Here is a 12,708-nt window from a genome sequence, read left to right on the forward strand (position 1 = left end):
AGTGATCGAAATCTTGCAAAAAAAACCAGCACCGGGTGTAACCTGCTAGCGTATAGATATATGTATGGTATCTTGAAGGCATCTTGAAGGCACGCTTGTGGTTTTATTCAAAGAAAGGAAGTATTACTGTGGCCAGAAAAACAAACGTTCACAAAGACAAACGCGCCTGGCGACTCTCCCATGAAGCATTTCTCACGTTTCAGGAACTTGCCCGCCAACAAGGACTACAAACTCCCGCCTTTTTAGAAGTCATCAGCCGCGAGCTGGCCCAGCAACGCCTTTCTGAGGAGCAGCGCGCCAGCATAAGAGCCCAGGCAGAACGCATCGCTACCGAACGCGCAGATGCGATATAGTATATTCTCCCGTTGATGGAGTAGAGGTGGTAGCTGATCAGGGTAAGCGAACTGTTGCCCTGGCGAGCTTTCTCTGCCTCAGCAATACCTCTATCCCAATCGCCGCAAGTGGCAGCGCCCAGATCGACATTCCGGCAAAGTAATCCCAGCGGAAATGATACAGTAGCGGAAAATACCCATTCCAATACAGCCATTTCAAATTGGATAGCAAGGGTAGAGAGCTCTGGCCGGGCTTCCACGCGCCGATGATGCAGAGAGTGGACATGCTGATCGTCAACACGCGTGCGAACGTCCCGAGAGGGAAGGCGCGCAAGAAGGGCACAAGGCGGATATGTATGCTGCCATCGGCCTCAATCACCGTCAGCAGCCCAATCAGTGGAATAGCGTACCAGGGCCAGAACCAGGGCGAACCAACCACACAGTACAGTAATTCGGCCAGAGCCAACCAACGGATCAGCGCCGGCACTGTATTCACATAACGCGGCCTCAGCAACGACCATATGCAGAGTCCCCCATAAGCGAGCCCAAAAAGTGTCATACTCACCAGGTGCGAAATTGCTTCCAACTGCGAGCCTGGCTCCAGCACTGCGGGAACAGGTATGCCCTTTAAGCTGGCGATAACGCAGACAACAAACTGGTAGGGGCTATTAACGTCGTGAGTTATCACAGGACTCACGCGCACTATTTGTAAGAGCGCGCCATGCTGCCAGAATGGTGTATAGAGCAATACGATCACTCCTATATATACCCCCGTTGCAGTCAAAACATCTCGAAAACGATGCTTGCCGGATGCGCCAGCAATTCGTCGTGTCCATAGGTACAGCAAAAATCCTGGTAGCAATAACAGCAAGGTGATCTTAATACATGCCGCAATCGCCAGCATAAGCGCTGCTATCTGAATATTGCCTCGTCTCCACCTGGACCGCCGAGAATCCTGTTGAATTTTGACGACCGATTGGGGCAATGGGAACAGGTCCTGTTGGGACAGCGGCTTGTCCCTGTCCGCGTACACTATGGTTTCCCTGGCTGCCCTTGCCGGCGCCCTATCCAGCAGCATCCAGAGAGCCAGCAGTACAAAAAAGAGAATAGTGAAGTCGGTATGGGCATTGACACATGCCTCGAACAGCAGGAATGGATTCCAGGCGAACGCAAGCATTGCCCTACGTCTCTGACGCTCTCCAGAGAATGTTCCGCCCAATTTCCCCTGTAATTGCCCGCTGATTGACCAGATCAACTGTGTTGACCCAAGCAGCATCGACAGCCCAAGCAGGCGTAAGAGTAGTTCCATTGACAACAGGTGCCGCAATCCCAACAGCAAAGCAATCCATTGCAGCGAGCAGCTTATCATAGTCCATGCCGGGCCATAGGCCGACGGCTGCTTCGTCCAATAGAGGAGTGTATAGACCGGGTCAGACGCAATTTTGGTAGGCAACGTCGTTAGGGGATTCAGGTGGTAGATAATACCCATGCGCGCATAGGCGATATAAGAAAATATATCTTGTGACGTGACGATTGGAATACATACATAAGCTATTCCTGATAGCAGCGTAGAGACCAGCACAAAACGATGTGATACAAGACGGGGCAGGGAACGCACGGCGAGCAAGTAAAGCGCGAAAACTCCTACCAGCATCCCTATCAATATACCCGTTCCTGTTGCGTTTGTAAGCAGAGAAAGTGACTCCGGCATTGCTCCAGCCGCGGATGTCCCCGCGAAAAGTACCTGCTCTAGCAATACAGCAGGTAACCAGAAAACCCTGCTCGTGAAAGACAAAAGAACACCCCCTGCCAGTACAACTAGCAGTATGAGAGATACCATCATCAATGGTTTTCGCGCTGATATTCCCCTGGAGTAAAGGCTATCTTCCCGATCATTCTTCGCACCCGTGCCAGTCCCTACCTTGAGCGCCACAAAAACTTCCTTTCCTTACAATCCGTCCCTACAGGCTTCCCCTATCCGGTTTTCAATTTCCATAAGAGGTGTCCCCCATCCATCTCGTCCCCCCTTGTTCCGGCATCGTCATGTACATACGGCCATAAGCCAGGAGAAGTCACAATATTTCCTTAGAATTACATGAACATTATAATGTAGAGTACACTATGATAGTAGAGGTTCGCGATGAAACCATTTGTTGCCGCGGTACGTGCCTTCAATTGTAGGGGCTATACTCCTTCATAGGAAGCTGCCAGCCCGTGATCGTTGGTACATTGTGTTCGCGGCCTTCATCAGCGAAGCGCATTTCGATCCGCGAGCTTTGAAAATACATTTCAATAAAGCAGGGTGTATCGGGGAGAAACCCGGGCGACCGCAAGAGTTCATAAGATGTCGTCCCTACCCTGGATGGGCTTTCCGCGGGCGCTTCGGGCAGGGTAGGGGCGGCATCTTGCTGTCGTCCGGTGGGGTCGCGATCCTTAAGAAAGGGATAGAAGTGAATGTCAACTTCAGACCAGCCGATTGTTGGTATCTCTGTTGAGAGGAGAGAAGAAACACCTGCACCAATAGATGTCATACTGCGTGATATGCAGGAATTGACCGAGGGAATTGTTGAAACCGTCCGGCACTCGTTGGTCGTGCTGGATGGCGAGATGCGCATTATCAAGGCGAATAACTACTTCTATGAAACCTTCAAAGTCTTTCCGCGCGAAACCGAAGGCTTATTCATCTACGAACTTGGCAATGGTCAATGGAATATACCTCGCTTGAAAGAACTGCTCGAACGCATCTTGCCCGCTAATAACCCATTTGATAATTTCGAGGTCGAGCATGATTTCCCGCATATCGGCAGGAGAATCATGCTGCTCAATGCCCGCGAGATTCACTTGCGCGGCACCAGGCTGAAGCGAATCCTGCTCGCCATTGAAGATATCACCGAGCAGCGCGAAAACGAGCGCCGCAAAGATGACTTCATCGTCATGGCCAGCCACGAACTCCGCACACCCGTCACCAGCATTAAAGGCTTCACCCAGATTTTGCAGCATCGCCTGCAAAAACAGGGCGACCAGTCGTCGCTGCACTTTCTCATCAAAATTGATAGCCAGCTCACCAGGCTCATGCGCTTGATCAAAGACATGCTGGATCTTTCTCGTATACAAACAGGCACGTTTCCACTAGAAGAACAGACATTTGATCTGTATGAACTGCTTCATGAAACCATCCAGGCTATTCAAGGTAGTTTAACGCAGCATACCATCCTGCTTGATGCCCCCCGGCACTTACCCATCTATGGTGACCGCGGCCGCCTTGAACAGGTCTTCGTCAACCTGCTCACCAACGCCGCCAAATTTTCGCCTGGTGCCGACCGCATTCTCGTTCATATCCTGCAGGACGGGGATTCCGCCATCGTCAGTGTCCAGGATTTTGGCATCGGCATCGCCGAAGCGCACCAGGAAAGAATCTTCGAGCGCTTTTACCAGGTCAGCGACACCACACAGAAACCATTCTCCGGCCTCGGCATTGGCCTCTATCTTGCCAATGAAATCGTCAAACGTCATAATGGGCATATGGCCGTACAGAGCCGGCCAGATCAAGGGGCCACCTTTTTTGTCATTCTACCCCTTGCAAGAGAAAAGGAACATCTATGAAGAAAATCCTCATCGTCGAAGATGAGCCAGATATCGTCGAAATCATGCAGGTCATGCTAGAAGATGCTGGCTACCTCATTGAAACAAGCAATCAGGGCAACGAACTGCAACAACTCGACGCCCATCTCCTGCCGGACCTGATTATCCTGGATGTCCTCATCTATGGCAAAGATGGGCGTGAGCTTGCCCGCTATCTCAAAAGCCAGCCGCAGACAATGCATATCCCTATCCTTATGGTCTCCGCCCATCCCATGGCCAAAGCGGAAGCAGAGGCCCTCGGCGTCGAAGACTTCCTGGACAAACCATTCGAAATGGAAGACTTCTTATCAAAAGTCGCCTACCACCTGCAAGAGAATGGCGCCACTGGAGCGTAGGGGCCGCCAATTCGTGTCATGCTGAGCGCAAGATGCCGAAGCCGTGAGCGGAGCGAATGGGGAAGAATCTTTCTAAGCAGGCTCTTCGGCATTGAAATAGACTGGCCGGTGTATGTGTTCTTCATGATAGAATGATTTGTCTGCAAATGAGCTTGTATAAATGAATGCGGCCCCGGCAGCCGGGTTTATTCGTTTAAGCTTTGTCCTACAAGGAGCAACAACAATGCAATTAGGTGGCATTCACCACGTGACGGCGGTAACCGGCAACGCTTCCCGCAACGTCGCGTTCTATACACAGGTGCTTGGCATGCGCCTGACCAAGAAGACCGTCAATCAGGACGATGTCTCTGCCTATCACCTCTTCTACGGCGACGAACTTGGTCGTCCTGGCACCGACCTTACTTTCTTTGAATGGCCCGATATCGGATTTCAACGCCCCGGCGCGGGAACAATCTCAACTCTATCTCTTGGCGTTACCGGTCGCGACGCGCTCGAATGGTGGGTCAGACGTTTTGAGAATTTCCAGGTTTCTCATGATGGTATTCAGACGCGCGGGGACGGTGATCAGCTGGTGCTGCCATTTCGCGACCCCGAAGGGCAGCGTCTCGAACTGGTCGACGATGGCGGAAAGCTGGTAAGCACGCCCTGGCGTAAGAGTCCCGTTCCTGCCGAGATGGCGATTCGTGGCTTCTATGCCGTGCGGCTCACGTTGCGTTCGCTCGAATCCTCGGAGCGTTTTCTGACCGGAGTGCTTGGTTTCCGGCGCGCCGGCTCGTATTCCACCCCCCAGCAAACGCCTGTCACTATCTTCGAGGTCGGCCCCGGAGGAGCGGGCGCCGAGGTGCATGTGGAGGTCGATCCCCAGGCTCCTTTCCATCGCTTCGTCGGGATTGGAGGCGTTCACCACGTCGCATTCCGCACCCCAAATTATGAAGAGCATCGCCAGTGGAGGGAGCGCATCGCCAGAGTTCATCCAGGCGTGACTCCTGTCATCGATCGTTTCTACTTCCGCTCCATCTACTTCCGCGAGCCGGGAGGGGTACTCTTCGAAATTGCCACCGATGAGCCAGGTTTTACCATTGATGAAGATGTCGATACGCTCGGAGAAAGGCTCTCGCTGCCGCCTTTCCTGGAGCCGAAACGCCAGCTTATCGAGGCCCATTTGAAGCCGATCACACCTGTTGATCTGACGCCTCTCAGCCGGTAATGCTGAACTTCCACAAGGCGGGCAATGGTGAGACCAGTTCCACCATTGCCCGTTTTTCATGTCCTTTCTGCAATGGAACTGTACAGACGTTTCCCCTTGCATTCCTCACCCGCGCTTTGTATAATCTCCTTATGATAGGAGACATGCTATCCGAATCTCAGCTATTGGCCAGCGAATGCGACGAATTCTCTTCTTTTTTCGTTAAAATGAATAGGTGATACTGCCTGCCTGATGCCTGAGCAGGTGGGGATAACGAATCATTTCGCTCTTGCTCTCAGAAAGGGAACATGTATGTACGGGGTAGTCAAAACACTGGATATCGACCAACAAAAACAGCTTCTGCAGGATTGTAGCAGCCTCATCAGCGCCGCGCCTCTCTACAGCAACTACGCGCCTCGCAGAGGCATAGGCAGGCGTGACTGTAGTGGCAACTGTGAAAGCTGTTTCGCAGGGGGAAACGTCATACAGGCCACCTACAAAAACACCAACTTTGGGCGCTGGGGATATTATGCACCCCCTTGCGGTTCCAGGTACGTTGAGAAGCATCCCACAACAGGAGAGCCATTTCCGCCCATCCCTGCAAGCATTCTCGCTGTTTGCAAAGAAGTTGCAGATGCCTACGGATTTGAGTATGAGGCACAGTCGGCCTACCTGTCTTACTACCCCCCTGGCGCATCCATTGGACGCCACCAGGACTATGAAGAGAAAATCAACCGGCCTGTCATCTCTATTAGCTTTGGCGAAGACGGCATCTTCGAATTTGGCGGCCTTGAGCGTTTCGGGCCGTATGAGGAAATCGTGCTTCATTCCGGTGACGTATTCATCTTTGGCGGAGAGCATCGCTACTGCTATCACAGCGTCAAGAAAATCATTCCAGATACCAGGCCTGCTGAGCTTGGCCTCGACCCCGTCAGGATCAGTATCACCATCAGGCAATATGAATAATTTCCCAAAAAAGGCTGTCGCGGGCAGAAAGGAAATGCACATGCTCCAGGAACTCCAAAGCAAACTCATAGCAGCCCGGAACTTTGAACTGGTCGCGCAGTTCGGGGACTGGTACTTTCTCCTGCGCAAAGGCGGCCTGAAAGGCAGGATTACCTGCTACTGGGATCAGGATCAAGATTGCCTGGGATATGCCGCGCCGGAACGCCTCTGGGAGGTGGCAGAGGACATCTTGAAACTTGAGGAGCAGATGCAGGAGCGCGGGCATCCTCTCTCCGCCATTCCCCTGGAGCTATGGCATGAAGAAACCAGGCCGGACGCCGAGGTACGGCGCCTGGAGAAGGTGTTGAGCCAGCATCAGCGCAGCGCCACCTCTCGCTGATAGCTTTCAGGACTCTTCATCGCCATCGTCGTCTTCGGGAGAGCAATTGATGGTCACAATATCGACAGGCACCATCTCGAAAACCTGCAATAATGCCCTACCCACGATATCCTCGATCATGAGCTCATTGCGCTGCTCATCACCTGCAAGCAGCTCTGAGTTCCTATCGGCGCAGTGGACGCGCACCTGGACCGTTCGCATAGCCTTTCCTTCCCCTCTCTGTTGCGATCTTTCACCTCTACGATGAATTGAGACCGCGTACAAAACAACGTCTCTCTGATAAGAGAGAGCTATTGCGTTGGCGCGCGAGTACCGGTACAATGGGAAGCAAGAAACGTAGTAGCCATCTGGGAACTCGCCATGCCAACTCTATACGAAGTATGCGCTATCTGATTGCTAGCAACCAGTCGTATTTTTATCAAAAATTTATCAGATAGATCTCGATAGCAGCGGATACAGGTTCCAGGTGTTGCTTCCCACTCGCAAAACGGGCGCAATTTGTAAGGAGGCAGGGAGCGATGACAGATGACAGGATATCCTCCGTGAATACTCGCCTGCGTAAGGCTCGCGCAGAGCAAGGCTGGACGCAGAAGGATCTGGCCAGGGAGTTGGGTACGACAGACGTCAATGTCAGCCGCTGGGAAAAAAACAAAACCTCTCCCAGCGCTTATTATCAGCGGAAACTCAGCGAACTCTTCGGCAAAACACCTGCCGAGCTTGGTTTAGTATCTCCACCATCATCCGATGACAGGATAGTGGATATCCCCATTGCCCAGAGTCCCTATTTCACGGGCCGCGAAAAGCTGCTAGAAACGCTGAACAAACGGCTCTCGACCACGCGTGTGGCCGCGTTGACTCAGGCACAGGCGCTCTATGGGCTCGGCGGCATCGGCAAAACTCAGACAGCGGCTGAATACGCCTTTCGCTATAGCCACGAGTATACTCATGTCTTCTGGGTGCTGGCCGCCAGCAGCGACACCCTCATCGCCGACTTTGTGAAACTGGCCAACTCGCTCAAGCTGCCGGAAAAAGACTCGCAGCATCAACACCAGATCGTAAACGCCGTCAAGCGCTGGCTGGCGACCCACGAAGGCTGGCTGATGATCCTGGACAACGCTGATGACCTGCCGCAGGCACGACAGTTTCTGCCTGCCAACCACAAAGGCTTTGTGCTCTACACCACCCGTGCCCAGGCTTCGGGCGGCATTGCCGCCAGCATCGAAGTGCAGCAATTGAACCAGCAGGATGGCTCCCTGCTGCTGCTGCATTGCGCTAAACTGCTGGAGATAGAGGACACCCTCGATCAAGCGCAGCCGCAGGATCGTGCCGCCGCCGAGCGCATCGTCAAAGAGGTCGAGGGATTGCCGCTGGCCATCGTGCAGGCCGGCGCCTATATCGAAGAAACCGGGTGCAGCCTGCAGGATTACCTGAGCATCTATGCAGTCAACCGCAAAGCATTACTGGAGCATCGCAGCGAGCTCTTGCTCGGCTATCCCGGTACGGTTGCCACCACCTGGACGCTCTCCTTTGAGCAGGTCAAAAAGGAGAGCGCTGCCGCTGCCGATGTATTGTGCGTATGCACGTTCCTGGCCCCGGATGTCATCCCCGAAGAGATGCTGGCGCGAGGCGCATCTGAACTGGGTCCCATCCTCGAAGCTACCGCCATCAGCCCCTCGAAGTTGAACGAAGCCCTGCGCGTGCTGCGCCGCTACTCCCTGCTGCGCCGCAACGCAAGCACCCACACGCTCTCTATTCATCGCCTCGTGCAAATCGTCCACCGCGACAGCATGGATCAGCAGACGCAACGCACCTGGGCCGAGCGCGCCGTGCGAGCGATGAATAGAGCTTTTCCTGAGATCGACTATAGCACCGACAAAAACTATCAGTATGATGTACAGTATTACCTGCCCCATATCGAGCAATGTGCCGCTCTCATCGCACAATACGAACTCCACTTCCCGCAGTCAGCACAACTACTGTACCAGGCCGGAGCTTTTCTGTATGTTCATGGATTCCATGCTCAATCTCAGGCCTTGCATCAGCAAAGCCTCGCCATTCGCGAACGACTCTTCGGAACCAATCATATAGCCGTTGCTGAAAGCCTCAACGCCCTCGCCATGCTTGCACGTCTTCAAGACAACTACCAGCAAGCAGAAAAATACCACCGGCAGGCCCTGCTCATTCGCGAAAAGATGCTTGGGCCAGAGCACCCCGCGACAGCCGAAAGTCTGAATAATCTCGGCGTGCTTTACCGTAATCAGGGAAAGTATGAGCAAGCCGAGTCTTGTCTGCGACAGGCGCTCAGAATCCGTGAAAAGATGCTCGGCCAGCAGAACGCTAAAACCTGGATTACCTTCGTCAACCTGGCAAAGCTGTATGTAGACCAGCGAAAGCATCAACAGGCCGAACAGCTTTTACTGCAAGCGCAACGAACCGCACAACAGGCTCTACCGCCTGAGCATCCTTTCATTGCCCAAATTTTTAGTCTCTTCGCCAGCCTCTCTCAGCAACAGGGAAACAACACGCAGGCTGAAAACTTCTGGAAGCAGTCTATTGTGATCCTTGAAAAAGCGTTTGGCTCAGAGCATCCTACCGTCGCCGAGCAGCTCAACAACCTGGCAGAACTCTATGCTCTACAGGGCCGCAACTCAGAAGCCCAATCCTTTTGCCAGAGGGCCATCATGATTTGCGACAAGATGCTCTGGCCAGAACATCCTGATTCGATTGCCTATCGTAAGCATTTACACAGGATTGTGAGCAAAAGAGAAGGTGGAGCTGGATGAGAAGTCACTATCCAGCCCCGCCCGTGCATCAAGGGAGCCAGAACCTATCGTTTTACACTAGCAATCATCCGTCGCATACCCTGGACATTGTCCGTCAGGATTGGCGCCCGATCCCGTTGGCTTCCCCATCGCCAGCGCGTACCTGGCGGAACCCACCTGGTGGCTCGAAGCCATATGAGCGATTGACCCCATTCCCAGCGAAAGCCCGCTTAGCAACGTTACTCCCAACGCAATTGCCACAAAGATAGAACGTACCTTCTTCATCGTTACTCCTTCTGCTTTTCAAGCATGTGAAATCCATTTCGTCCCTCCCTTGCCATTGCTCGGGATGGGTTCTCGGTCGAGCGGGCCCTGTGTCGTTCCGATGTACATGAGAAGTATAAGTTGAAAAGAGAGGCAGGTAAACACCATTTATGTAACACTTGAAGGACAATAAAGGGATACTAGAGGGTCATTTAGGGGACATTACTTTTTGTGGGGAGGATGGCCAGGTTGTAACAATTGATTTGGATGCTGAACAGGGGATGGCTGGTAAAAAAGAGAGCGAAGCGGCACTTTCTAGTGCCGCTTCGCTCGTTTTGGTTCGATTGAGATTGTAGGCCAATCAGGAGATGCAAGGAAGGAGCCTGCCGATTATTCCTCTTCGATTGCTCCCAGTACGCGCAGGTTGGCTTTTTGGGTTTCCGTTAATCCCTGGGCGTGGCTGATGTTCATGCGCTCGTAGGGTCTTTCCGCGATCAAGGTATGGAGGCAGCGGTAGCTTTGCGTGTCCCAACTGCGTATCGTTCCATCGTCGCTGCTGCTGCTGAGCATGTGCCCATCGGGGCTGAAGGCTACCCACCTTATGCGCTGTGTATGGCCCTGAAGCGTCTGAAAACAACGGCCGGAGCGCGTATCCCAGATGCGAATCGCCTGATCATCGCTGCCACTGGCCAGCTTGCTTCCGTCGGGACTGAAGGCGATGCTCCTGGCGCGGTTGGTATGACCCTGTAAAAGGCTAAGGCATTCGCCCGAAGCGCTATCCCATAATCGCACGTTCGCGTCATCGCTACTGCTTGCCAGTAAACTGCCATCAGGAGAGAATGCCAGGGACCAGACGCCATCACTATGCCCGCGGCAGGTAAGGCACAATGTCCCGCTAAGGCTGTCGTAGACCAGAATATCCCCACTGCTTGTACCGGCGGCAGTATGACCAATCGGGCTGCATGCGACCGAGAGGATATTGCCGAAGGTATTGGAGAAGATGGGCGAGATGAAATGCGCGTGGGCAAAATTGACTTCAGGGAGCATCACGCCCTGTACATAGGCCTGGCGTATCACAGGGTGAGAAAAGTCCATGCCGCGTAGATCACTATGCAGATGGCTCAGGAGATTGAGGAGATTGCCTGCCAGGTAGCCAGGTTGCTGCGCGTTGCGCCGGCGCTGGGCGTCCAGCATATTTCTTGCTCTCTGCGCGATGTCCTCTTTACCGGATTTCGCAAGCAGGCGCTGCGCTATGGGCGCGAGCAGGAGACGTACCTGGCTGTCACGCACGTAATCTTTTGCCTGCGCCTTGCATAAAGCAAACTGGGTCCATGTTTCGGGCACTTCCGCATCGAAATCCTCACAGGTGCGCTCGACCAGGCGCATGGTAACATATTCTAGTATCACCGGCTGCAGAGTGAATTGGGTCGGTCCGCGCGGCTCTATTAAGGAGCGGCGGCGCAAGGAACTAAGCGTCTCGAATACTATACCTCTCGATATCGGACGCGCCAGGTTCGTGTGCAGGTCGTCTAGCGATACTGGCTCTCGCTCAATCGCCAGCCAGTACATAATGTCGCGCTCTTGTGCTGACAGGCGCTCAAATTGTTGTGCCAGCATATCGTTGATGCCACCAAATGCCAGCGTTTCCTCCTCTAAGAAGCTGCTGATATTGCCGGCGAAGAGTTCCTGGATGGGCTCCGAGACGAGACGCAGCGCCAGCGGATTGCCCGAATAGCGCTCGACGAGGGCTTGCCACTGGGCATCTGAGCCGGACAGGTCTTTGTCTTGCAGTACCTGTTGTCCCACTTCCGGGGGCAGGCCGGAAAGCGGCAGAGACCGGACGGGCGATTTGCTTCCCTCCAATTGAGCCACTTCTTTCGGCTTCTCCCGGCTTGTAATGAGCAGGCAGCTTGTGTGCCTTGCCTCTCCCACTCGCTGCAACAATCTGCCATAAGCATTATATCCGTCGCGAAAGCGGCCCGCGCTCTGCCCTGCCGCAAGGACGGAGTCGAAGTTATCCAGCACCAGCAGGCAGCGGTGATCGCGCATGAGGGAAATCAGCAAAGATATCTCGTCATCGCTATTTCCTGGCAGATTGGCATAATGTTGGTGCGAAATGAACGCTATGCACTGGCGCAAGAAGATTTCCGGCGGAGGAGCGTTTTGCAGGGAGCGCCAGAAGACATACTCCAAATCCTGCTTTGCCTGCCTGGCAACTGTGGCTGCAACGGCAGTTTTACCCACGCCCCCCACGCCCACAATAGCCACAACCCGGCTGCGCAAAACTTTTATCCAGTGCGCCAGGACAGCCTGCTCTTCCTCTCGTCCATAAAGAGGAACAACATCGGGTGCTTCGCCCCAATCTTCTCGCGAGAACGAGGATGATGCGATAGGATGGTCCGGCAGCGGTGCCGGCAAGGTCTTTGTGGAGTTTTCTCCGACCAACCCTAGCTCTTCGACATCCTTCCCAAACAGCTTAGCAAGGTGCTGGCGATGGTATGGGCGCGGGATGCCTTCACCTCTTTCCCAGCGACCAATAGTTTTCTGATCGCATGCTATCTTTTCAGCAAGGTCGGCCTGCGACCAGCCGCGCAATTCCCGTTCGTAGCGCAACTGCTTAGAAAAAGGTCGGTCACCGGTCACACATGCCTCCGTAAACAGACGCGTCTTGCATGCATAGCAGGAAATGCTACATCTAGAGCTACTATACGATACATCCATCCCTTTTTCAACTGGCGGCCATATAATTGTTTGATCAGCGCCCGCTCCCGCCTTCTCTCCCTGCTCGCTCAACCAGGCAGCCTCTCTTTCCCTCTATCCTCCGTATCTCCCCCTCTTTCCT

General features: G+C 53.7%; 11 protein-coding genes. 7 read left to right on the forward strand and 4 right to left on the reverse strand.

The annotated features are described in order from the left end of the window. The first annotated feature begins 128 nt into the window (after positions 1-128). Positions 129-353, forward strand: a complete 225-nt coding sequence (locus tag VFA09_21635) for a hypothetical protein (GenBank protein HZU69886.1) — start codon at positions 129-131, stop codon at positions 351-353. Between the two features lie 37 nt (positions 354-390). Here the strand turns inward: VFA09_21635 and VFA09_21640 are convergent, their stop codons facing one another. Then, the gene (locus VFA09_21640) at positions 391-2,127 is read right to left on the reverse strand and encodes a hypothetical protein (protein ID HZU69887.1); all 1,737 of its coding nucleotides are present in this window, start codon (positions 2,125-2,127) and stop codon (positions 391-393) included. A gap of 659 nt (positions 2,128-2,786) precedes the next feature. On the opposite strand from VFA09_21640, the gene VFA09_21645 reads away from it, so the two are divergent. The 5 genes from VFA09_21645 (at position 2,787) to VFA09_21665 (ending at position 6,840) form a co-directional block, all read left to right on the forward strand. Then, positions 2,787-3,935, forward strand: a complete 1,149-nt coding sequence (locus VFA09_21645) for a PAS domain-containing sensor histidine kinase (GenBank protein HZU69888.1) — start codon at positions 2,787-2,789, stop codon at positions 3,933-3,935. After that, positions 3,932-4,309: a response regulator gene (locus VFA09_21650; protein HZU69889.1), complete on the forward strand. Its 378-nt coding sequence runs from the start codon at positions 3,932-3,934 to the stop codon at positions 4,307-4,309. The genes VFA09_21645 and VFA09_21650 overlap by 4 nt, the downstream gene beginning before the upstream one ends. A 223-nt stretch (positions 4,310-4,532) precedes the next feature. Beyond that, positions 4,533-5,516 carry a ring-cleaving dioxygenase gene (locus VFA09_21655; protein ID HZU69890.1) on the forward strand — a complete coding sequence of 328 codons (984 nt, stop codon included), beginning with the start codon at positions 4,533-4,535 and terminating at the stop codon, positions 5,514-5,516. Positions 5,517-5,807: 291 nt separating this feature from the next. Beyond that, positions 5,808-6,461, forward strand: coding sequence for an alpha-ketoglutarate-dependent dioxygenase AlkB (locus VFA09_21660; protein HZU69891.1), 654 nt, complete (start codon positions 5,808-5,810; stop codon positions 6,459-6,461). A gap of 40 nt (positions 6,462-6,501) precedes the next feature. After that, positions 6,502-6,840: a hypothetical protein gene (locus VFA09_21665; GenBank protein ID HZU69892.1), complete on the forward strand. Its 339-nt coding sequence runs from the start codon at positions 6,502-6,504 to the stop codon at positions 6,838-6,840. Between the two features lie 6 nt (positions 6,841-6,846). On the opposite strand, the gene VFA09_21670 is transcribed toward VFA09_21665, so the two are convergent. Next, the gene (locus VFA09_21670; protein ID HZU69893.1) at positions 6,847-7,041 is read right to left on the reverse strand and encodes a hypothetical protein; all 195 of its coding nucleotides are present in this window, start codon (positions 7,039-7,041) and stop codon (positions 6,847-6,849) included. A gap of 317 nt (positions 7,042-7,358) precedes the next feature. Here VFA09_21670 and VFA09_21675 point away from each other — a divergent pair, with 317 nt between their 5' ends. After that, complete coding sequence (locus VFA09_21675; GenBank protein ID HZU69894.1) at positions 7,359-9,623, forward strand: tetratricopeptide repeat protein; 2,265 nt, start codon at positions 7,359-7,361, stop codon at positions 9,621-9,623. Positions 9,624-9,680: 57 nt separating this feature from the next. Here the strand turns inward: VFA09_21675 and VFA09_21680 are convergent, their stop codons facing one another. Next, on the reverse strand, positions 9,681-9,887 hold the full coding sequence (locus tag VFA09_21680) for a hypothetical protein (GenBank protein HZU69895.1): 207 nt from the start codon (positions 9,885-9,887) through the stop codon (positions 9,681-9,683). Positions 9,888-10,256: 369 nt separating this feature from the next. After that, positions 10,257-12,509 (reverse strand): helix-turn-helix domain-containing protein, encoded by a 2,253-nt coding sequence (locus VFA09_21685; GenBank protein HZU69896.1) that lies wholly within the window; start codon positions 12,507-12,509, stop codon positions 10,257-10,259. Positions 12,510-12,708 lie beyond the last annotated feature (199 nt).

It is taken from the genome of Ktedonobacteraceae bacterium, assembly GCA_035653615.1.
GTDB lineage: Bacteria > Chloroflexota > Ktedonobacteria > Ktedonobacterales > Ktedonobacteraceae > DASRBN01.